The 22,999-nt window shown below is 33.3% G+C and carries 22 protein-coding genes; 13 read left to right on the top strand and 9 right to left on the bottom strand.

The features are described 5' to 3' along the window. Window positions 1-39 precede the first annotated feature (39 nt). From ACVC43_RS03790 to ACVC43_RS03770, 5 genes are all read right to left on the bottom strand, one after another. A complete protein-coding gene (locus ACVC43_RS03790; protein WP_452223237.1) occupies window positions 40-795 on the bottom strand; it encodes a LytR/AlgR family response regulator transcription factor in 756 nt (251 codons plus the stop codon). A 69-nt stretch (window positions 796-864) separates the two neighbouring features. Next, window positions 865-1,212, bottom strand: coding sequence for a 2TM domain-containing protein (locus ACVC43_RS03785; RefSeq protein ID WP_452223236.1), 348 nt, complete (start codon window positions 1,210-1,212; stop codon window positions 865-867). An 11-nt stretch (window positions 1,213-1,223) separates the two neighbouring features. Beyond that, on the bottom strand, window positions 1,224-2,567 hold the full coding sequence (locus ACVC43_RS03780) for a 2TM domain-containing protein (protein WP_452223235.1): 1,344 nt from the start codon (window positions 2,565-2,567) through the stop codon (window positions 1,224-1,226). A gap of 18 nt (window positions 2,568-2,585) precedes the next feature. Further along, window positions 2,586-3,218, bottom strand: coding sequence for a tetratricopeptide repeat protein (locus ACVC43_RS03775; protein WP_452223234.1), 633 nt, complete (start codon window positions 3,216-3,218; stop codon window positions 2,586-2,588). 11 nt (window positions 3,219-3,229) lie between these two features. After that, a complete protein-coding gene (locus tag ACVC43_RS03770; protein WP_452223233.1) occupies window positions 3,230-3,649 on the bottom strand; it encodes a DUF2141 domain-containing protein in 420 nt (139 codons plus the stop codon). Between the two features lie 221 nt (window positions 3,650-3,870). Between ACVC43_RS03770 and ACVC43_RS03765 the strand changes: the two genes are divergently transcribed. The 8 genes from ACVC43_RS03765 to ACVC43_RS03730 all read left to right on the top strand — a co-directional run bounded on the left by ACVC43_RS03765 (window position 3,871) and on the right by ACVC43_RS03730 (window position 11,211). Continuing rightward, window positions 3,871-4,272, top strand: coding sequence for a hypothetical protein (locus ACVC43_RS03765; RefSeq protein ID WP_452223232.1), 402 nt, complete (start codon window positions 3,871-3,873; stop codon window positions 4,270-4,272). A gap of 5 nt (window positions 4,273-4,277) precedes the next feature. Continuing rightward, entirely contained in the window at window positions 4,278-4,718 is a 441-nt protein-coding gene (locus tag ACVC43_RS03760) for a hypothetical protein (protein WP_452223231.1), read from the top strand. A 161-nt stretch (window positions 4,719-4,879) separates the two neighbouring features. Further along, complete coding sequence (locus ACVC43_RS03755; protein ID WP_452223230.1) at window positions 4,880-5,383, top strand: hypothetical protein; 504 nt, start codon at window positions 4,880-4,882, stop codon at window positions 5,381-5,383. Between the two features lie 6 nt (window positions 5,384-5,389). Next, the gene (locus tag ACVC43_RS03750) at window positions 5,390-5,707 is read left to right on the top strand and encodes a hypothetical protein (protein ID WP_452223229.1); all 318 of its coding nucleotides are present in this window, start codon (window positions 5,390-5,392) and stop codon (window positions 5,705-5,707) included. Window positions 5,708-5,892: 185 nt separating this feature from the next. Beyond that, window positions 5,893-6,972: a hypothetical protein gene (locus tag ACVC43_RS03745; RefSeq protein ID WP_452223228.1), complete on the top strand. Its 1,080-nt coding sequence runs from the start codon at window positions 5,893-5,895 to the stop codon at window positions 6,970-6,972. A 267-nt stretch (window positions 6,973-7,239) separates the two neighbouring features. Then, on the top strand, window positions 7,240-8,178 hold the full coding sequence (locus ACVC43_RS03740; protein WP_452223227.1) for a HamA C-terminal domain-containing protein: 939 nt from the start codon (window positions 7,240-7,242) through the stop codon (window positions 8,176-8,178). After that, a complete protein-coding gene (locus ACVC43_RS03735) occupies window positions 8,175-10,421 on the top strand; it encodes a DEAD/DEAH box helicase (protein ID WP_452223226.1) in 2,247 nt (748 codons plus the stop codon). The genes ACVC43_RS03740 and ACVC43_RS03735 overlap by 4 nt, the downstream gene beginning before the upstream one ends. A gap of 109 nt (window positions 10,422-10,530) precedes the next feature. Beyond that, window positions 10,531-11,211: a hypothetical protein gene (locus tag ACVC43_RS03730; RefSeq protein WP_452223225.1), complete on the top strand. Its 681-nt coding sequence runs from the start codon at window positions 10,531-10,533 to the stop codon at window positions 11,209-11,211. Here the strand turns inward: ACVC43_RS03730 and ACVC43_RS03725 are convergent. Further along, a complete protein-coding gene (locus ACVC43_RS03725; protein ID WP_452223224.1) occupies window positions 11,193-13,343 on the bottom strand; it encodes a TonB-dependent receptor in 2,151 nt (716 codons plus the stop codon). The two genes, ACVC43_RS03730 and ACVC43_RS03725, sit on opposite strands and share 19 nt — an antisense overlap. Before the next feature lie 149 nt (window positions 13,344-13,492). After that, the gene (locus ACVC43_RS03720; protein WP_452223223.1) at window positions 13,493-14,770 is read right to left on the bottom strand and encodes an NAD(P)/FAD-dependent oxidoreductase; all 1,278 of its coding nucleotides are present in this window, start codon (window positions 14,768-14,770) and stop codon (window positions 13,493-13,495) included. A gap of 301 nt (window positions 14,771-15,071) precedes the next feature. Here ACVC43_RS03720 and ACVC43_RS03715 point away from each other — a divergent pair, with 301 nt between their 5' ends. Next, complete coding sequence (locus ACVC43_RS03715) at window positions 15,072-15,566, top strand: RNA polymerase sigma factor (protein WP_452223222.1); 495 nt, start codon at window positions 15,072-15,074, stop codon at window positions 15,564-15,566. Window positions 15,567-15,570: 4 nt separating this feature from the next. Continuing rightward, on the top strand, window positions 15,571-16,203 hold the full coding sequence (locus tag ACVC43_RS03710) for a hypothetical protein (protein WP_452223221.1): 633 nt from the start codon (window positions 15,571-15,573) through the stop codon (window positions 16,201-16,203). Between the two features lie 142 nt (window positions 16,204-16,345). On the opposite strand, the gene ACVC43_RS03705 is transcribed toward ACVC43_RS03710, so the two are convergent. Both ACVC43_RS03705 and ACVC43_RS03700 read right to left on the bottom strand, forming a co-directional pair. Then, window positions 16,346-17,152 carry a lysophospholipid acyltransferase family protein gene (locus ACVC43_RS03705; RefSeq protein ID WP_452223220.1) on the bottom strand — a complete coding sequence of 269 codons (807 nt, stop codon included), beginning with the start codon at window positions 17,150-17,152 and terminating at the stop codon, window positions 16,346-16,348. A gap of 43 nt (window positions 17,153-17,195) precedes the next feature. After that, window positions 17,196-17,837 (bottom strand): NUDIX hydrolase, encoded by a 642-nt coding sequence (locus tag ACVC43_RS03700; protein ID WP_452223219.1) that lies wholly within the window; start codon window positions 17,835-17,837, stop codon window positions 17,196-17,198. Window positions 17,838-17,839: 2 nt separating this feature from the next. Here ACVC43_RS03700 and ACVC43_RS03695 point away from each other — a divergent pair, with 2 nt between their 5' ends. The 3 genes from ACVC43_RS03695 to ACVC43_RS03685 all read left to right on the top strand — a co-directional run bounded on the left by ACVC43_RS03695 (window position 17,840) and on the right by ACVC43_RS03685 (window position 22,962). After that, window positions 17,840-18,556: a peptidylprolyl isomerase gene (locus ACVC43_RS03695; RefSeq protein ID WP_452223218.1), complete on the top strand. Its 717-nt coding sequence runs from the start codon at window positions 17,840-17,842 to the stop codon at window positions 18,554-18,556. 203 nt (window positions 18,557-18,759) lie between these two features. Then, the gene (locus tag ACVC43_RS03690) at window positions 18,760-20,922 is read left to right on the top strand and encodes a M3 family metallopeptidase (RefSeq protein ID WP_452223217.1); all 2,163 of its coding nucleotides are present in this window, start codon (window positions 18,760-18,762) and stop codon (window positions 20,920-20,922) included. A 195-nt stretch (window positions 20,923-21,117) separates the two neighbouring features. After that, window positions 21,118-22,962 carry a cystathionine beta-synthase gene (locus ACVC43_RS03685; RefSeq protein ID WP_452223216.1) on the top strand — a complete coding sequence of 615 codons (1,845 nt, stop codon included), beginning with the start codon at window positions 21,118-21,120 and terminating at the stop codon, window positions 22,960-22,962. Window positions 22,963-22,999 lie beyond the last annotated feature (37 nt).

Here is a 22,999-nt window from a genome sequence, read left to right as displayed (position 1 = left end):
ATCGGTTAACATAAAATAAATATCTATCCGATGTTAAGCTTATTCTAACCAATTTTTAAAGTCCTTAACGCGTTCTCTTGCCACAATAACCTCTTGCTCGTTATATGTATTAAGTTTTATTTGTAAACGGGAATTGGTATAACTTACCATATCTTTAATGGCTTGTATATTAACAAAAAACTTTCTGTTTATTCTATAAAATTGATCTGGTGCCAATTCTTTTTCAAGATTATCGAGTGTGGTATCTAACAAATAGTTTCTTCCTTCTTTTGTATATAAATATGTGCCTTTATTTTCACTGTAAAAGCATTCAATATCTTCTATATTTATAAGTTTTAAATGCTGACCAACCTTAACAGAAAACCGCTTTTTATAATCGCGTTCTATTGGGTTTACCAGCAGTTTTTTAATATCGTTAAAGTCAATAGTTACACTTTGCTTTTCGGGTAATCTGGTTTTAAATTTTAAAACTGCTTTTTCCAGCTCTTCATGATCTATTGGTTTTAATAAATAATCGATACTGTTAAGTTTAAAAGCCTGTAAAGCATACTCATCATAAGCGGTAGTAAATATTATAGCCGAAGTAATTTCTATAGCATCAAAAATCTCGAAAGACAATCCATCACTTAATTGTATGTCTAAAAATATTAAATCTGGATGCTCATGATTTTGAAACCATGCTATAGATTCTTCAACCGAATGTAACATGGTTTCGGCTTCAATTTCCAGCGCCTTTAGCATACGCTGTAAACGCCTTGCAGATGGTTTTTCGTCTTCTATTATTAATACTTTCATATTTTTACTTATCTATTGTTGACTACAGTCCAAATAACTCAGTTTACATTTCACTATTCACTAAAGAAACTATTCCCATCGTTTTTTATCATCGTCCATATACTTTTCCATTTGGCGTTTTTCCCAATCTTTTCCAAACAGCATATTCGAACCAAAAACTGCCACCCAATGAAAAAACAAACCAATGCCCCAAAAAATAGCCGTAGAAAAGGTGCCAAAACTAAAAAATGGCTCGTTAGATTTGCTTACTATCATAACAATAATAAAGATATTTACGCCTATGTAAACCATTAAATGCACATAAAAAGCCTTAATACTATCAACTCTTTTTTTGGCGCGTAAATAAGCTTCTTCTCTTTCAAATCGTTCAACCGAATTATCTTCATCCTGATAAGGTTCTATTTCGTAATTTTTCATGTGTGTTCTATTTAAATCGATTTATGCTTATTGCGTTCTTCTTCCATAAATTTTTCAATTTTACGTTGCTCCCAGTCACGACCTAAAACGCTATCATTTACAAATACCTTGTACGCATGGAAAGCGATACCAATTCCCCAACCAATGGCAGAGAACCAAAACCATTTAAACTCCCAATAGGTTCTGTAATTAATAAATATTAAAAAAGGAATAACTAAGCAATAGGATATTACATTATAATAAAATCCTTTTAGTTCTTCAACATGCTTTCTTGCTCTTACGTAGCTGTCGTCAAATTGTTTTTTTGGTAATTGTCTCATAACTGTTATTTGTTTTGTAAGCATTGGGATAGCAACATTAAACTTTGCTTTATCCTGTGTTATGCTTACTTTTTTGTTTGTTAATAATTGGTAGCGTTGCGTAATATTATTTAAGCCAACTCCACTACTCTTTTTTACAACCTGTTTGGTTTGCAAATTGTTTTCTACTATTAGGTTTCCCTCTTTTTCGTAAATTTTAATATGCAACGGTTTGCTTGCTGTTACAATATTATGCTTTACTGCATTTTCTAATAGTAATTGTAACGATAACGGCACGACCTTACTTTCGGGATTAATTGCCTGTTCTGGGATATCGAAAATAATACTGTCTTCGAACCTCATTTTTAATAAAGACATGTACGTTTTTGCAAATTGCAGTTCTTCGTCAACCGTTACTAAATCTTTGTTTTTTTGTTCCAATACATAACGATAGACTTTAGATAAGCTCGTGGTAAACTTCTGTGCGCTATCGGGATTTTCTTCTATTAAACTGGTTAATACATTTAAACTATTAAATAAAAAATGAGGGTCTAACTGGTTTTTTAATGCATCGAATTTCGCACTTGCCGTACCTGCTATTACTTTTTGCTCTTTTATTTTTCTTTTTTGATACCTGTTGTAAAAATAAATAACATGAAATATAACAACTATAGTCATGGTTATCCACAGACCAAACTGGTAGTTCGATAGTTTTTCGTTTGCAATAAAATAAGTAAAAGTATTACCGCTATAAACAACAGATGTAAATGCTCTTAACAAAAACAATCCAGAAAGTGTAATAACTACAGACCCGACAATGCCAATAACAATCCGTTTTAAACCATCGGTTTCTTTCCATTTTAACTTTTCAAGAAACCCAAAGTACCACATATTGCCAAATCCCAGAACGAAGGCATAAAGCTGGTAAAACCCGAAGTTAATTAAATAAGCTTCTGTAGATTTATCTTTATAATCATCAAAAAAAAAGGTACCAACTATAAAAACCAATGTTCCAATAATAAAGGAGACTATTACATTTTTTGCAGTGTTGTTCATAATATTAAATAAAGCTATTTATTTGTTACAGGATTTTATCATCTCTTCTGCACGCTCCTTTCCCCAATTAGGGTAGAATTGAGATTTTGGTTTAAAGTTAGCAAAAAGTTCTAAGGCTTTATTAAATTCCTTACAAAATGGTTTCGTGTCTTGTCCAAAATACCTGGCGCTTCCAATATTCCATTCGGCTTTATTTAACACCACTCGTGGATTTGTAGGATCTATTTTATACGCTTGCTCGTAAAACTGTGCCACTTTAGGCGCCAGTGTCATCCCATATTTCGCACCATCGCTTGCTACGTAAACCGTATGTAATAACGCCTGCATAACAAGAATTTCGGGATTGTTTTTAGAATTTGTGGTAGCATCGTTAATAAAATCCTGAGCGCGTTTTAATTGTGCATCTAAGGTTTTAGTGTCCTGCAATTTTGTAAAACCATCCAGGATTAAAATCTGCGCCGCATAATAGGATGGTAACCAATTGTCGGTTTCTGCACTGGCAATACGCTCGAAAAGATTTACGGCTTCTTCCGTTTTGTTTTCCTCCCACAGCGCAAATGCTTTTTGCATGCCTGTTTGATATTTGGTTTCGGTTTGCGCTTCAACTTGTGAGGTTAAAAGCATAATAATAAAAAGTGCTAATCTGTACATAATGGTTTGTTTTAAAGGTTAATATTTTGTGTAACATTTTTAGTATTTATAGTGAAAACTGCGTCATTCCAACTTGGTGGACCCATGGTACCACGTGCGTTGTTAGAACATCCGTAATCTTCTTTTGGGATACCTAAAAAATAGGTGTCGAATTTTTTGTTATCGTTTTCATCGTGAAATAATGAAATAGCATAATCACCAGCCTTAACATTTTTAAAAACAATACTTGCGCTATTTCCAGTTACCTTTTGCAGTTTTCCTGTTAGAGGTTTTTTTAAAAATTTAGCTTCGCTATCGTACAGACCAATAATTAAGGAACCTTCAATAACGTCTATATTAGAAATGTTTACTGTAATGTCGTGTTGCCCTGTTTGAGCTATTATATTTTGAAATGAAAATAAAAGTGCTAATACCAAAAGTGTACGTTTCATAGTAAGTGGTTTTTAATGTTACTACAAATATCCTTTACAAATACAGCTTTTTAAAAAGCGATGTACCCAATTGTCGATTTTTAATGCTGAAATGTAAATGTTTAAAATACGGCTGCATAAAACTGAAAAAAAATCCCAAACATTCCGCTTATTAAAAATTAAAAGCAAATAATTTTACTTAACTTTAAGCTGCTATTAATTTAACCCGAAAACCCGCAACAATGGATTTTACGCTTATCGTACAAACAGTTATTGGCATAACTATACTATTTCTAATACTTTTTAATGGGTATTTATACTTTAACGACATAGAAAACGACACCGTCAATTTTCTAATAAAAAAATGGGCTTATAATAAATACTTTTTTCTTACTACTGCTTGGGGTATTTTGGGTGGTCACTTTTTTTTAGGCACTCAAGTACCATTATTAGGACCAAACGCATGGCTTCCTGTAATTTTAGTTGTGGTGTTATTAATAGCATTACTTATTATTGGTTTAAGGCAAGACAAAGATTTTGTAATGAAACGTCGCATACAATTTCTCCTGCTTATTTTAGGAGCCGTTTACGGTCATTTTTTCTGGTCGCAACGTCATTTAGATTATTTAGATTTTTTTAATTAATGGCTATGCAAAACCTGGAAACCTATTTAGAAACCCATCCTAAACTTATACGCATTGTACAATACATCCTTATTGGTTTGTTTGTGGTGCTAATTGTTTTCGATATTATTTTGGCAGCTACAGATAATATTACCATTAGCGAAGTTATTAAAGGTGAAACCGAAAAAGCCTTTTTTGTCCTCACCTATTTTTGGGGCGTGGTTGCTATGAATTTATTTATAACCCGTAAAGGCAAAAAACGCATTCACGAAGTCGCAGGCACCATTATAATGTTGGTAATCGCTGCTATTATTTATTTCGCCAAATTAGGACCATTATTAATTGAGTGGGTTGCCGAAATTCCAAGCCGTCCAACCCAAAACGAAATACGTATAGCACATGGCATTTCTATGGCATTTGGAATGCTTATTGGCTATTTATTTTGGCGCCAGGATCATGTGGAATAGTGGTTAGCAATTTGTCCGTCTTAGCTTGTCGAAGACTTTTAAAATAAGTAGTTAAAGTAAAAACACTTACACAAGCTCAGTGAGAGATAACGCACTATTTGTATTTGTAACGCTTAGCGGAATATTTAGTTAAACATTAGCTAAAAAAAAGAAAACAAAAAATGAAAATAAAAAAATACAATATTATAAAACAGCTTATACTCGCAATAAGCTTCCTCTTGTTAGCCAATTGCAAAACCTATTTAGCACCAAGTTACGACCAGACTATTGTAGATAAATCTACCGAAGCCACCACCAAAACCTTTCAGTTTTTTGCTTCAATTGCTGGCGGAACCGACAAAACCAATTTTTTTAATCGTGAAGATACCTACAACGCACTTATTGGGCAGTTTGAAACCTTAAAACTCCTCGCCAAAGCACGACCAGTACCAAGCAATAAAACCACCCAAAACATAAACAAACTCTTAATAGAGAAAAACAAACCCACCAGCACAGACGATTACCCAAGTGCATTTGCTTTTAACCGTATTGTAGAAAATCTGGTAAAAATGAAAGAAACCGACCAGAAATCTGGATTAAAACCATTTGTAATACAAGCCTTTAAAGGTGAAATAACAATATTTCTCGACCAAGCCATAACCTACGAAAGCTTTTTAAAACGATAATTTTTTATGAATGCAACAACCGCCAACCTGTTAGACGATATTAAAAACGTCGCCTCCACTATATTAGAAAAAGACGTCGCTTTAGTAAAAGGCTTTAGCGAGCGCCAGGTAGAAGCCATTGCCAAGCAAACCCTGCTTATAAAAGGAGGTATTGCCACTGGCGAAATTGAAGACGACCTCATCGCTTTCTTCCTCGACGGGCTAAAGGCCATGGTAACCAATTTTGCAAACACCCTAAAAGGCATTTTAAAAGTAATTTTAGAAAAAATGTGGAATGGCATTGTAGCTGTACTTTACGAGGCTATTGGCTTGTTTCCTGTTTAAAAAAACAGGATTTTTCTCTGTTTTAAAAATACGTAATTTTACGTATTTGTTTTCTTACGTTTTTGGTTTAGATTGCATCTATATAAGATTAACGTTATTACTTAAAGCTCCTGTTTATGTTATCTTATATAATTAAATATTATTTTAAATAGATATTAGTATTAAATTAACCTAAACCATCCATCATGAAACTAAAACTACTATTTACTATTTTTATTTCAGTTACATATTCTATCTCAGCTCAAAATGTGCCGTCTTTTAAAATAACAGATAACCCAACAGAAGGTAAAATTTTTATTGCAGATTCAATAACTAAAGAAAACGGCAGAACTGTGCTTGATCATTACGAAACATTAAGCAATATTAGGATGAAAAGATTAGTGACCGCTAAAACAGAGCAACAAGATTCTTATAAAGAGGCACTATCTAAATTAAGTCAAAACGCTAGCAACCAATTAGACTTAACAGATTCTGAAATGAAAGCATTAGAAAAAACTTTAAAAAAGACAAAAGATTCAATTTCAAAATTAACACCAAAAATCGATTCGTTATCTAACGAGTATGTAAAAGAATATTTACAATATACTCCCTCTACTTATCTCACTTTTGGTCCTAAAAGAGCGAGAGCCGTTTTCGATATTCTTTATGATAATGGCGGAAAAAGATTTAAAATTCTAAATAATACAGGATTTAATATTGGCAATAATACTGGTTCTATTTACTCAGAGTTAGTAAGTGGTAACCTCTCCGTTTTAAGAGTTAGTTTGGGTACAATGATTTCAAGCAGCTCTACAGATAGCCTGGCAGTAGCTAAAGAAGAAGAAGCCTACCAGAGACTTGTTACCAATGGAGGTAATACCGTTTTAAGTTTCGAATATCCACTGGCATATATTCATTCCAGAAATAACCAATTTAATTTTGTTTCCAGAATTACAGCCAGAGGCACAGCCGATTTTCCAGAATTTGGTACAACCACAGAAGATTTTGCCGGAAGCGCAGCAATAGGCATTAATTTTTATGGAGATGCCGCCTTAACAAACAATAAATTAAGATTTTTTGGGACATTTAATTATAGCCAAATATATGGCACCAATGAATTTAATAATAATCTTGGCATTGAAAGTTCAGACTTTTCTTTTGGGCAATTAACATTAGGCTTAGTATTTAATGGTAACATTAAACTTTCCTTTATAATTACAACCTTAAGTTCTGAAGCCAGTTTAGAAAATAGAAATGTTATTGCTGGCGGACAAATACTGCATTAAATAACTATTTTTAAAAGCGTATTACAAAGCATTATAGAAAACTGCAGCATGGTATTGTAGCTATACTTTACGAAGCTATTGGATTATTTCCAGTTTAAAAAACAACCATTTTCTCTGTTTGAAAAATACGTAATTTTACGTATTTGTTTTCTTACAATTTTGAATTAGATTGCGAAATCCATTTTAATTGTAAAGTTAGTTAAGTTCAAAACAACAATAATGTTTTAACTGATAAAATTACATTACAGCAAATTTTTTTAAAAAACTATGAGTACACCTTTCGGCTCGGAAAAAATAATCACGCATAAAGTAAATGACGCTGAATTGAGTACTTTTTTAGTGGGTTTTGATATTAATGATGACGGAGAAATAGAGTATCGTTCGAAACCATTAATTAAAAAACTATCTGACGTAATTTATGAATTTGCTTTCGGCTTTCACGATGGAGAAGAAACTGCTAATAACGAAATATTAAGCAAACTGACTGAAGCAGCTAAATCAATATATAAAATTGATGCTTTCCAAAAAGTTAAAGACATATATGATAATGATGGTTCAATAGATGATGATGTAGAAGATAAATACTTAAGAAGAGGAGAATTTGGCGAATTAATATTACACCTACTTTTAAGAGATTTTCATAATTCCATTCCGTTATTATCTAAAATTTATTTCAAAGATTCTTTTGGGGCTACGGTTCACGGTTTCGATGCAATCCATATTGAGAAAAATTCAAAAACATTGTGGTTAGGAGAGTCAAAATTATATAAAAACGGGAAAGCTGGTATAAAAGCGCTTATACAAGATATTGATGAACACTTTAAGAGTGATTACCTGAATTCTGAGTTTCTAATAGTTTCTAAAAAATTAAAACATTTCGACAATATTCCAGAAAAGGATTATTGGTTGGACTTAATGAGCAAATCATCCAAATTAATTGACCAACTTGACTCTATAAACATTCCATTATTATGCACTTATGATTGTGAACTGTTTAATAAATATTCTGATGAAAATTGTGAGGATTTCAAAAAAGAATATTTAGCAGAAATGAATGAATTAAAACAATATTTTGATGATAATAACAAGCATCCTCTAAAAACAAAATTAAATATTATTTTAATTCTGTTCCCTGTTCAAAATAAAGTGGAATTAGTAAAAGGACTGCACAATAAGTTGTCTCTACTTCAAAAATTAGGAGAATGATTGACGAACTACTTTTAGCAATTCAGAGCAAAGAAAAATTTGATTTTGAGGAAACTTTTGAGGTTTACAAAAAATGTTCTCGACTAATTATCGACGACGAAACTTCTGCTCAAAAAATTATTGTGAATATTCTTGAAGAAAAAGAAAAATTTGAACCTGCATTAAACAATGTGCTTACCGACTTAATAGAAGCGGTCGGCTTTTACCCATATTTAGCTAAAGAAAATTTAGAATTAGATTCTACAGATTCGCTTATACGTCAGGTTTATCACCATTCCGACAACTTGGATAAATTTCTACACGAAGACCAAAAGCATCTTTTATCACTTTTAAACTCAGAAAAAAATGTTGTAGTTAGTGCGCCTACAAGTTTTGGCAAAAGCCTTTTAATCGAAGAATTTGTTGCATCAGATAAATTCAAAAATATAATTATTATTCAACCTACTCTGGCCTTGCTTGATGAGACAAGACGTAAGTTGAAGAAATATGATGAGAAATACAAGATAATAGTTCGAACCTCGCAAGAACCATCAACGGAAAAAGGAAATATCTATTTATTTACAGCCGAAAGAGTTAACGAATACAAGGAATTTCCTCACATTGATTTTATTATTATTGATGAGTTCTACAAATTGAGTTCGCAAAGAGATGATGAAAGAGCCGATTCATTAAACAATGCTCTTCATTATATTTTAAAAACTTTCAATAGTAAATTTTATTTATTAGGTCCAAATATTGATAATATTTCAGATGGATTTGTTGAAAAATATAATGCTGTTTTTTACAAAACTAAATCTTCGCTTGTTGATGTCAAGACAATCGACATTTACTCAAATCACAAAGAAAAATTCGACAAACCTCGAAAATTTAAAGAATATAAAGAGAAAGTTCTTTTTGATTTGCTTTTAGAGCATAAAAACAATCAATCCATTATTTATTGTTCATCGCCAAATAGAGTAAGATATTTATCTAATGAATTCTGTTCATATTTAATCGGTAAACTTGAAGATAATCAGAATAATGATTTCGACATTATACAATGGATAAATGAAAATATTTCAAAAGATTGGAGTTTGATTAAATTGCTTCAAAATAAAATTGGAATTCACGATGGTGCATTGCAAAAACATATAACATCTACGGTTATAGATTATTTTAATAAAGGAGAATTAAACTATCTCTTTTGCACCACAACAATTATTGAAGGCGTTAACACAAGTGCTAAAAACATAGTATTTTTCGATAAAACGAAAGGACTAAATACACTTATAGATTATTTTGACTATTCTAATATTAAAGGTCGAGCAGGTAGATTAATGATACATTATACTGGAACAATATTCAATTTCAATCCTGTTCCACCCAATGAACAAGTAATTATTGACATCCCATTTTTTGAACAAAATCCAAACTCTGATGAAGTGTTAATTAACTTGGAAGAGGATGAAGTTAAAAACCTTGATTCGGAACAATATGAAAGAATCAAACAAATTCCAACTGATGAAAAAGAAATCATTAAAAGAAATGGCGTTCAAGTTAACGGCCAAAGAAATATAATAGAAACCATTAGAGAAGATATAAAAACTAAATATGACCTAATAACTTGGACGAGAAACCCAAATTATGCACAACTCAATTATTGTCTGAACCTTGGATGGAAATTCTTAATGAAAAAAGGAGAATCAAAATCTCTTGGCATTGGAAGATTAGTTAATAAAACATTTAATTATGGCCTTCATCAAAGACTTGGTCGCTTAATAAGTTCAGATATTGAATACATAGTTGAGTGTGTAGAATATTATAATCAACACAAAGAAAATATTACTGATGAAATAATTAAGAATAAATTTTCTTTTGGCAAACGATATAATGATAAAACCGAATTAGAAATTATGGAGGAAGTTATTATGAATAACTTTCAAATTCAAAAACACTGGTTTCAATATAAAATTCCTAAATGGTTATCAGTAATCAATTCAATTCAAGAATTTGTATGTAACGAAAAAGGTATTAGAGCTGGTAATTATAGTTACTACACTAATTTAATTGAAAATGAATTTCTGAGAGAAAACCTTACAATTTTATCGGAATTTGGAATTCCAAGTTCTGCAATCCGTAAATTAGAAAAGCTAATTCCTTCTAATATAAAACAAGATGATGTAATAAAATTAATTAGAAATAATAAAATATATGATTCAGAAAGATTTATAAAGTATGAAAAAAATAAGTTAGAAGACGTATAGTGCTAATATTACGCACTTTAATATTATGATAATTCAACTTAAAATCATTCAACTGGTAACTTTAATCTTTAAAATAATTTGTCAAAAGAAACAAGACAGTATTAAGCTTATGTCAACACTAGAACAATATGCAAAAATAATTATAAAAAATTCCGAGGACTTTTTAGAAGTAAGTAAAGAGATTTCTATTTTTTCGGAAGACAAACTCCACTTGTTACCAAATCACTTTGATGATATTGTTAACTTATGTATGTTATGTTGCACAGGTAATTTAGAATTAGCTATTAATCTTAAAAACGCTACTAAAGCTGAAAGCGAATACGAAGAACGCTATCTTATAAAACAACTATATTTAATTGTTTACGAATTATCTACAACTTTAGATAAAAATTCTAAATCGATAAATAACTTACGTAATAATGACAATTTTATAGTATTACACAAAAAATTTAATAAAGAATTTAAAGCCTTTAAAAAAGAATATTCTTATCAGAATGAGTTACCAAAATTTAGAAACAATGCTGTAGCACATTTTAAACCTGACATACGGTATTACCATAAATTAATTGATGACATGTGTATTGATAAAAGTCTTGAAATGGCGCAAAGTTTTATGACTGTTTTATCTTCGCTTCAAAATGCTTTAACTCATTATTTTAATAACGTTATAAAGAATAATACTTCTAATAAAAAAAGCAAAATAGACTTTGCAAAGATGAGTCAAACAGAGAGCTTACAAGTTTTAAAAGACTTGAATAAAGGTGTATTTCCCTACAAATTATCCAACTGATTATCCGTTCCTTTTTCACTAATCGTCCAAAAGAAGCCTACAAAAAAGAACTGGTCTGCAGCTGGTTGTAAAGCGCGTCTGGCAAAATTATTATTTACATCTGGCGTATTGGCATATTGGTAACCGTTTATATTTTTTAAGCCCAAGACATTATTTACAGAGCAATAGAGAATTTTTTGTGGGCTTAATAAATAAGCCCAATTAAGACTTAAACTGTTATAACTTTTGGTTTTTGCATTTAAAAAACCGGCTTCGTTTGGGTTGGTGTAGGTTCTTCCAGAAGCAAAGGCATAGCTTAAACCTACCTGGCTTTTCCAATCGCTAATCCAGTATTTACCAACTACACTTAAATTGTGCGTGTTCGCAAAATTAGGCTGCGCTGCTGTTGGGTAGTTTTTATAATCGCGCTCAGTATCTAAATAGCTGTAACTTACCCAATAGTCTATATTTTTTATGCTTTTATTATCGCGATAAAAAAGGTCTAAACCTTTAGCAAAACCGCTTCCTAAGTTGTTATAATTACTATCAAAACCCGTAAACTGGGTATCGTACTTTACTAAATTATTGTAGTTTTTGTAATAGGTTTCGGCTCTAAAAAGTCTGCCGTCGTTATTATACTGGTAGTTTAAAATGTAATGCTGTGTTTGTTGTGCTTTTAAATCCTGCTCAAACTTTAAAATACTACTGTTTGGGTTTTGGTAAAAATCGCCATACGCTAAAGACACCTGGCTTTTTGCGCCTGTTTTATATGCCAGAGAGAGTCTTGGCGATACGGTTGCCTGGTTAAACAGTTCGCTGTATTCGGCACGCAAACCTGCTTTTAGCGCTAATTTGGTTGAGAAAATAATATCGGCTTCGGTAAACGCAGCAGTAATATTATTATTAAAACCGTAGTCTACAGATGGTACAAGTTCGTTTTGGAATGCTTCATTAAAATGGGTGGCAAAATATTCGGCACCAAAATGAAGTTTAAAACGGTTATTAAAGCTTTTACGCAGTTTCAGTTTGGCGTGTAACGAATTTTCGGTATCGTCTATGGCATTGGCATCAATAGCCATGTTGTTCTTAGCATGTGTAAAGCTTAAACCAGTATGTAATTTCCACTTTTTCTCTAAATTGGCACTATATGAACCGTTTAGATACAGGTTAGCATTTTTTAGTTTAAAACGTAATCCTTCTGGTAGATTTATATCTTCTTGTACGAGTTCAAAATTTGTAGCATCGAATGCAGAGTATAACTTAAGCAATCCGTTGTTGGTTTTGTATCTGTAAACCGCTTCACCAGAAATAGTTTCGAAGGGTTTTTTCCAATCGTTTCTATCTTTAAAAACGGCTAAATAAGGTGCCAAATTTATATACGAGGCATTTACACTAAACGAGCTTCGCTCCCACTTTTGGGTGTTACCAAGTGTTGCGCCAAGCGACATGATGCCAATATCGGTTTTATTTTGGTCGGGCTCGTCTATGGTATTTAATAGTAATACGCTGGATAAGGCTTGCCCAAATTCGGCACTGTAACCACCTGTAGAAAAGGTAATACCATCGAATAAAAATGGCGAATAGCGTCCGCGTGTTGGTGTGTTATTTGCAGAAGGTGTGTAAGGTGTAAACACACGAATACCATCGATAAAGATTTGGGTTTCTTCGGCTTCGCCTCCACGTACAAACAGTCTGCCATCTTCGGCAACCGTTGTCGTGCCTGGCAAGGTTTGTAATGCACCAACAAAATCGCCCAATGCACTGGCTGTGGTTACCACATCCATAGACGTTAGCGCAGAGACTTTACTATTATCGCCTGCTGAAAACGTGCCTGCCGAAAGCACCACAGCATCTAAAGCGCTAACATCTTCACGTAAAACAATGTTTAAGTTGTTTAATGTAGAACTATCACTTGTTATCTGGTAAGTTTCAAATGAAATAAAGGAAACGATTAAGGTTTGTGTGCCAGTTTCGTCGGTTTTAAATTGAAACACGCCTTGGGTGTTTGTAGTCGCACCATCGTAAGTACCTTCCAAATACACATTGGCACCTTCTATGGGATTGTTTTTGGCATCGGTAACTGTACCGCTAATGGTTTGTGCAGTAAGTTGAAAACTTAGTAATGTGATTAATATTGCGGTAAAAAACTTCATAATTGTTGGTTCTTTGTAATTGCTGGTTCAAAGATGCAACGGAAGCTTCTGTTTTAAAATTTGTTATTACCGAAGTGTGGTTTTCTTATGACGAATTGTTACTTGACTTAGTCTTGGTCTACCAACAGGCAGGTTGGTAATGCCGATAGCTAATCGGGTTTATTGTATGGTCTGATAATAAGTCGTGCAGCTTTATCGAAATTAATATAGTTATACGTCCAGTTAAAGAAGATAATAACACGGTTGCGAAAACCAACAAGCGACATTAAGTGAACAAACATCCAGATAAACCACGCAAAAAAGCCTGAAAACTTATAGTACTTTAAATCGACAACGGCTTTATTTCTTCCTATGGTTGCCATCGAACCTTTGTCTTTATAAACAAAAGGTTCCATAGGTTTCCCTGCAATTAATTTTAAAAGATTTTTACCCAATAATTTGCCTTGTTGTATGGCAGGCTGTGCAACTTGTGGATGCCCTTTTGGGAACGCTTCTGTTTCCATAAGGGCAATGTCTCCTAAAGCGAAAACATTATCAAAGCCTTCTACTTGGTTGAATTGGTTTACTTTGTAACGGTTGGAACGTTCTTGTAAAACCGAAGCATTTAAGCCATGTACAGGATCTCCAGTAACACCTGCTGCCCAAATAAGGGTTTCTGTAGCCAAAGTGAGTTTAGTATTTGTGGTTACCGTATTACCATCGTAATCGTTAACTATGGTATTACAATGCACTTTAACACCAAGATCTTTTAAAAACGCAGTTGCTTTTTCTGATGAATGTGTGCTCATAGGTGGCAACACACGATCACTACCTTCTAAAAGATAAATTTGCATCATGTTGGAATCTAAATCTCTGTAATCTTTTGGCAATACATTATTTTTAAGTTCTGCAATAGCTCCTGCCAATTCCACACCTGTTGGTCCTGCGCCAACAATAACAAAATTTAGTAAGGCTTCGCGTTCTTCTTTACTTGTGGCAATGGCTGCTTTTTCAAAATTTTGAAGAATTAAACTTCTAATATTTAAAGCTTGTGCCACCTCTTTCATTGGCATGCTGTAATGCTCTATTTTTTCATTTCCAAAATAATTGGTTTTGGTTCCTGTTGCCAGTACAAGATAATCGTAAGTAAGATTGCCAATACTTGTTTTTATGGTTTTTTGCGTTGCGTCTATGTGTTCTACTGTGGCTAAACGAAAAAAGGAATTTTTATGTTTTTTAAGAATTTTACGTAGTGGATAAGCAATAGAGTCTGGCTCTAATCCAGATGAAGAAACCTGATACAATAATGGCTGAAAAGTATGGTAGTTATTTCTGTCTAACAACACGACTTGTACCTTTTTATTTGCCAGTGATTTCGCAAGGTTTACACCAGCAAAACCACCACCAACAATAACAATTCTTGGGTGGTTACTTTTAGGGATATTCATAAAAAATAAGATTGAAATATGTTATACAAAGATACGCTATATTGCCACTAAAAGCTACAGTTTTACTTCTATAAATTACCACAAATGGAACCTTAATTTGCGTTAGGGATGGAAAGGTTTGTTTGAGCTCTTTTTTATTTTTCTTAAAAAAGCGAGCCTTGAGAGCCCGACTTTTTGCGATGCTGCAAGGTTTTAAAAACCTTGCTGTTATGAGAAAAAAGTAACGCCCAAAAATTTATTGTTTATTCTATGTAACATATCTTACATTTACACTACTTACATAGTAACCTAACCAAAAACATTGAATAAAGAATTAGAACATAGCTTTGTAGAATTGCTGGAGAAACACCAGAACATTGTGCACAAGGTATGCCGTTTGTACACGAATAATTACGACGCGCACAACGATTTGTTCCAGGAGATAACCATACAGTTATGGCGTGCGTACCCAAAATTTCGTGGCGACTCGAAGTTTAGTACCTGGATGTACAGGGTGGGCTTAAATACTGCGATTACATTATATAGAAAGTCGAAACGCACTATTAAAACATCAGAATTTGATGCGGTACAATTTAAAATTAGCGCAGTAGATTATGATGATACCGAAGAACAACAATTAAAGTTGTTGTACAGTGCTGTACACCAACTTAATGATATTGAAAAAGCACTTGTCTTTTTGTATTTAGAAGACAAAAACTATAGAGAAATTAGCGAAACAATGGGTATTACAGAGGTTAATGCTAGAGTGAAAATGAATAGAGTGAAAACTAAATTAAGAACCATTTTAAATCCGTAAGCGTATGGATGAATTAGAACTATTAAAGAAACACTGGCAAAAAGATGCTATAGCGGAAAAACAAATATCCTCTAAAGATATCTACCCAATGTTATGGAAAAAATCGTCTTCGATTGTTAAGACGTTATTTTATATAAGTATTGCAGAACTCATTTTTTGGGTTGCAATTACTTTTTTACCAAAGCTATCTGCTTCTTACAGAGCGCAAGTAGAGGCTACACAAATGAATGAAACCTTGTTAACCAGCTTAACCGTATTAAGCTTTGCTGTTATTATTGTGTTCATTTATTTACTGTATAAGGCTTACAAAAGCATATCGGTTACAGATAATGCTAAAAAGCTAATGGAGAGCATAATAAGCACCCGAAAAGTAATTAAATACTACGTTGGTTATAACCTTATTATGGCATTTGCTTCGATGATTTTAGGCTCTTATTATGCCACCAAAACCGACCCCAAATTAGGTGAGGTTATTACTAAATTAAGTACCAATGGTAAAATTGGGCTTGCCATAGGCATGTTACTTGTTACTGTTGTATTCGTGGTTATTATCTGGCTATTTTATAAATTAATTTACGGTATTTTATTAAAACGCCTTAACCGAAATTATAATGAGTTAAAGAAATTAGAGGTTTAATTATTAGCAGTTGGCAGTTGGCAGTTGGCAGTTATCGGTTATCGGTTATAAATAGTTGGTAATGTAGCTTTAATCACAGGTTGATTGTTTAATGAAAATTGTTCAATGATAATTGCTCAATGATAATTGCTCAACGAAAACACTAACTATCCAACCACTCACGTTGCTTGTTTAACGCTTCTTGTGCTTCTAATTCTTCCTGCGGAATAACCTTTAAAAATGATGGATGTTGCTCGATAGCATATTCAATTTTCTCAACAATACTTGCAATAGATTCGTTTTCGTAATCAATTTCTAAAGGCTTTTTAATTTCGAAAGACTGATAAACGTTTTTCTTTTTTACACGCAATCCTTTTTTATCGAAAGAGCGTCTAAATCCATCAATTACTATCGGCACAACAATAGGTCTATAATGTTTAATTATGTGCGCAGTTCCTTTTCTAATAGGCTTAAAAGGTGTTGTGGTACCTTGCGGAAAGGTAATAACCCAACCATCGTCCAAGGCTGTACTAATCATAGAAATATCACTCATTTTTACCTGCCTGTTTACATCTTGCCCTTTACTTCTCCAGGTACGCTCAATACTAATAGAGCCAACATAGGCTAAAATTTTAGGTAATATTCCAGAGCGCATGGTTTCTTTTGCGGCGACGTAATACATATTTAATTTGGGATTCCACAGGTAGCCAACATTTTTAATAGAATCGTCCCGACCACTTAAACTCGCATTAAACACATGAAACATGGCTACAACGTCTGCAAAATAAGTTTGGTGATTGGAAATAAATAAAACATTAGTATCTGGTAAATCCTTAATAATTTCGGAACCTTCAATTTGCAATTCGTTAAAACCCCGAAAGCGTCTGTGCGACAACACACCAAGAATTCTGATGAGCCATTTTTTTACAAATAATATATGTCCGAAAGGATTTCGTTTAAATAATCCCATAAATTTAAGTCTGCTTAGTATATACAAATGTAGGCAAATACAACTATTTTAGGGCAGAGTTTAACAAGTCTTTCACTTCACTTAGCATCATTGCTGTTGCTCCCCAAACCAAATGATTGTTTAAATTATATGCTGGAACGTTCACTTTTAATCCGTTAGAAGTGGTAACCAATTTCGTCGTTACATTTTTTTCGTTTAAAAAATCTTCAAGATTTATTTCAAGGATAGCTTCCACCTCTTTGTCTTCTTTTACCAAATGTGGCGTTTTATCTACATAACCAATAAATGGTTTTACATAAAAATTACTTGGCGGAATATACATTTGGGTGAGTTCCTTTAAAACGGTAATCTTATTCTGGTCCACGCCTATTTCTTCCTCTGTTTCTCGCAAAGCAGCTTGTTGTTCTGTTTCTTTTGTTTCTAATTTTCCGCCAGGAAAGCCTACTTGAGCAGAATGGACACCTTTATAGGTTTTTCTAAGAATAAGAATTAAGTGTGCTTCGTTATTAATATTAGGATAAAACAAGGCTAAGACTGCACTCTTTTTGGCTCTTTTTATACGTTCGGCTTGTAAAGTAACTAAATGTTCTCTGTAAGGAGGCGACATTTTAAATTGTGAGGTTTCGGCTGGCAGCGGTAAATTTTCTATTTTTACAATAGATTTTAAAAACGATTCAAATTTCATTTATGAGAATACTTCTAATACTTGGTATATTACTTTTATTTAATTGTGAAGATAAACAAACAAAAGTAAAAACTACCGACAAAAAAATAACTAAAACAGATACTTTAAAACCCAAACCTGAAGATAAAGTAGTAGAAATAGACAGTTCTAAACTGACATTAGAAGAACGTTACCTTCCTTTAAACGATGATAATGCTATGGACTTCTTTGCCGAATACGGCAAAGAGAATCCAGAAAATAAAGTGCGAATTTATACCAGATTTGGAAACATAGATTTACAACTTTTCGACAACACACAATACCACAGAGCTAATTTTATTTTTCTTACTAAAAACAAAATTTTTGATGGTACCCAGTTTCATCGTGTGGTAAAAAACTTTGTCATTCAAGGTGGCAACAGCGATGAGCGCGAGGTTGTTAAAAAACGCAGACGCATTGGCAGATATTTATTACCACCAGATGTAAGACATGGCTACAAACATAGACGTGGCATAATTTCTATACCAAGCGGTGAAATAGAAGATGCCTACAAATTAGCCTCGCCTTTCGAGTTTTTTATCACACAAACCAATCAGTTTCATCTCGATGGCGAATACACCGCTTTTGGCCGCGTAATTAAAGGTATGGACGTAGTAGATAAAATTGCAGAACAGGAAGTCGATACTGGAGATTGGCCTACACATAACATTTATATTAATAAAGTAGAGGTTTTAGATTAATATATAATATTTAATAGTAGTTGGCGGTGTTTAGTAGCTATTAACTAAAAATAGTGCAAGTAATTTTTAAAGCACGCAATCCACATTGTTTTTTCCATAGCCTTAGATCTACTCTGCAAATTCTAAAAAAAATTCAAAGCTAAACCGTTTTAATTGCCACTAAAAAACGATATCTTATTCCACTCTTTTAAACACATTAAAAAATGAAAAACATACCGCTTAAAAAACTTATTTTATTAAGCCTGCTAATTACAACATTTGCTTGTAAGCAAGACAAAAATCAAGATATTGAAACAGATACAAAAGCTATGAGCGATAATCCCTTATTAAAAGAATGGACAGGCCCTTACGAAGGTGTACCAGCTTTCGATACAATGAAAGTTGAGGATGTTAAAAGTGCCATAGAAATTGGTATGGCAAATGGTCTAAAAGATATAGAGGCAATAGCAAACAATCCAGAGCCGCCAACTTTTGAAAATACTATTGAAGCTATGGAACGTGCAGGAGAAAATTTAGATCGTGCATTTACTTATTATGGTATTTTTAGTAGTAATATGAGTTCTCCTGAGTTTAGAGATATTTCTAAAGCTTTAGCTCCGGAAATTTCAGAATACAATTCTAAAATCAGTCAGAACGAAAAATTATTTGCTCGTATAAAAGCGGTTTACGATGCTTCAAAACAAAAGCCATTAGCAGCAGACCAACAGCGTGTTGTAGATTTAATTTACAAGCGTTTTGAAATGAATGGTGCAGAATTAGACGAAGAAAAAAAGAAACGCTACGCCGAAATAAACAAGGAATTAGCATCACTTTACAGCGATTTTGCTAATAACGTGTTGCACGATGAAGAAAATTATATCACATATTTAACTGAAGATGAATTAGGAGGCTTGTCTGATGGTTTTATTAAATCGGCTGCAAAAATAGCAACCGATAATGGCGAAGATGGCAAATATGCCATTACCAATACGCGTTCTTCAATGGATCCATTTTTAACCTATTCTACAGAAAGAGATTTACGTGAAAAAGTCTGGGATAATTATTATTCGCGTGGCGATAATGGAGACGAGTTCGATAACAATCAGCTAATTGCACAAATTTTAAAATTGCGTCGTGAGCGTGTGGAGCTGTTAGGTTACAGTAATTATGCAGAGTGGCGTCTGCAGGATCGTATGGCAAAAACACCTGAAAATGCTATGAATTTAATGATGAAAGTCTGGCCTGCAGCTATTGGTCGTGTGGTTGAAGAAGTTGCAGATATGCAAGCCATTGCAGATAAAAATGGTGACGATATTAAAATAGAACCATGGGATTACAGGTACTATGCCGAAAAGGTAAGACAGGAAAAATATGATTTAGACAGTGACGAAGTAAAACAATATTTGCAGTTAGATAAATTAACTCAAGCCTTATTTTACACGGCTGAACAGTTATTTAACTACGAATTTAAACCCGTTGAAGAAGGTAGTGTACCCGTTTTTCATGAAGATGTAAAAGTTTGGGAGGTAACAGATAAAGCAGCCAATAAGTTAATAGGCTTGTGGTACTTAGATCCATTTGCGCGACAAGGAAAACGCTCTGGAGCTTGGGCTACTACATACAGAAGCCACACTACTTTTGATGGTCCTAAAACCGTATTAGCGTCTAACAATTCTAACTTTGTAAAGCCTGCACCTGGAGAAGCGGTTTTAGTGTCTTGGGATGATGCCGAAACCTTCTTTCACGAGTTTGGCCATGCGTTGCATTTCTTTTCGTCTAACGTAAAATATCCTACTCTTAATGGTGGCGTTCGTGATTATACAGAGTTTCAATCGCAATTATTAGAACGCTGGTTATCTACAGATAAAGTTATTAATCAGTTTTTAGTACACCATAAAACAGGTGAGCCCATTCCAAAAGCATTAGTAGAGAAAATTAAAAAAGCATCTACTTTTAATCAGGGCTTTGCCACAACAGAGTACTTAGCTTCTGCTTTAATGGATATGAAATTACACTTGGCAGACCCTAAAAATATAGATGTTGATGCTTTTGAGCGTGAAACTTTAGACGCCTTAAATATGCCAAGCCAATTACCAATGCGGCACAGGACACCACATTTTGGACACGTGTTTTCTGGCGAAGGTTATGCCACAGCTTACTATGGTTATATGTGGGCAGATGTACTTACAAGTGATGCCTCTGAGGCTTTTAAAGAGGCTCCTGGTGGTTTTTACGATAAAGCGGTTGCCAACAAATTAGTGAAATATTTATTTGCACCACGAAACGCTATGGATCCTGCAGAAGCCTACAGAAAATTTAGAGGTCGTGACGCAAAAATTGAAGCCTTAATGCGTGACCGTGGATTTCCTGTAACTACCGAGGAATAATTATATTTATTAGTAGCATTAAAAAAAACACCATTAGACTAACAATGTGTCGAAGAATTAGGTGTGCCATTTTACGCCCAACAATAAAATAAAATTTGCAGAAAAGATGAGTATTAAAATCGTGTTAATCTGAATAGAAGCTAAGTTCAATCGCCTTAATTAATGTAAATTGCAAACCTATTTAAAGGTAAAAGAATGCAAAACAATTCCATGCTAAAATATATAAAAGACGTATTAGAAAACATGCCAGATGGTTGGCTAAATCTAACAACCCACAGGTTAGACATTTACAACGAAAACCTGGCTAAAACTCAGTTTTTAGATGCGTTTACAGCCTTATATAATAACAATAATGCGCATGCATCTGCACTAAATATTTTACCAACGGCTTACGACTATATTAGATTGGGTCACCCGCTATCTTGTGTATTAGAATGGACCATTGGAAAATTAAACCAAATAAAAGCTGAAAACGTTATTAGTTTTTCTTCCCAAACCATTCCTGTTTTAGCCATTCTTAGAAACAATTTAATAGAAAATAAAAAAACTCAAATTTGTTTTACAGGACAATTACCTCACTTTTTTGATGCTGAAACACTAAAACAAATCTATGGTTACAATTTTACTTTAAAGCCTATTGAAAATACAGATGCTATTCCGGAATTTGACGGAAGCACTATTTATATTAATCAGCAAGATAATATAACCTTAGTCGATCTTGCTAATAACATCGATTTTTTCATCAATATTAATTCTAAATTCGGAAGCGTTTTAGTTGTAAATGGTGAGGAAAACGAATATTATGTTTCAGAAATTCAACATGTAAGACGACGAGAAACCATTGCAATGACACCCTTTAACTGTCTGTTAGTTTTAAACAAATTGGTTAATAATACTGCTTTCAATGCTAAAGAGGATGATGTAAAAATCAGCAAGGCTTCGGTTTTGGAGTCTATAAAGAAAATCACCGGAACACCAACCAAACCTATAGTAGGTTCGAGTGGGTTATCTGTGCAATATGCGATTATGATGGGATTAATTCATGACGCATTAGAAAATTATAAAGGAAAAGACATCAAGTTTATTGTACCACCTAATTGTTATGGCGGAACTAATGATCAGGCAAGACGTGTTGCTGCCTGCATAGATAATGTTGAAATAGTGGACTTACCAGTAGATGGTGATAATGATATGGTAAAAAGCATCGATAGTGTTTTAACCACCATCGCAAAACAAGATGCGATTCCTTACATCATTGCCGAAATACCTACTAACCCAAGAGTTGAAGTACCAAATCTTCAAAAATTGAAAGAGGTATTAAGCCAATCGCGCAAAACAGAAGCTGGCACAATTGCCATCGATCCTATATTTATTCTGGACCAAACGTTTTGCCCTAATATACAGTTTTTAGGAGCAGGCGAAATACTATCAACCGTTAGAACCATTTCCTATGCAAGTGGTTCGAAATTTCCAAGTGGAGGACAATGTACTGCTGGCTATTGTGTAGGCAACAGTAAAACTGAAGGGTTGATGCAAAAAATAGAGCAACATCTTCTACTCTGCGATAATGAGGCAACAAGCCTTCAATATAAAATATTAGCGAAGCAATTACCATCCATGACTCAAAGAATTAAGGATGCTTATATAAATACGCGAGAGTTTGTAACTTTTATACAGAAAACCTTACCAGAGGCGAAAATAAATTTTGTTTCAGAAGAACTTGCTAAGCAAGGTTTTACACCTTCTGTTTTTTCGTTAGATCTTCCCACCAAAGGGAAAACTGCGCAAGAAAAAGAAGCCTATAAAAGAGCTTTAAATCTTAAATTAATTAATTTAATGATTACCGAAATCCCTAATGAAAGTAAGTACTGCGTAAGCTACGGACAGTTAAAAGGGTGTTACTGGACAATACCTGCAACCTCAACGCAAGGCACAACTAAAGAAGGTGACAAAGATTATATTGTGCGTGCTTCATTGTCTCCCAACATAGATTTAGACCGTCATAAACAAGTGTTTTTAGATTTTGTGGAAAGTATTTAACTATGAATTAATCGTTAGATTATTTCATTTTAATAAA

The sequence above is a fragment of the Lacinutrix chionoecetis genome (assembly GCF_053604665.1).
The sequence above is the reverse complement of the archived record's forward strand: the minus strand, read 5'-3'. Positions and strand labels throughout refer to the sequence as shown.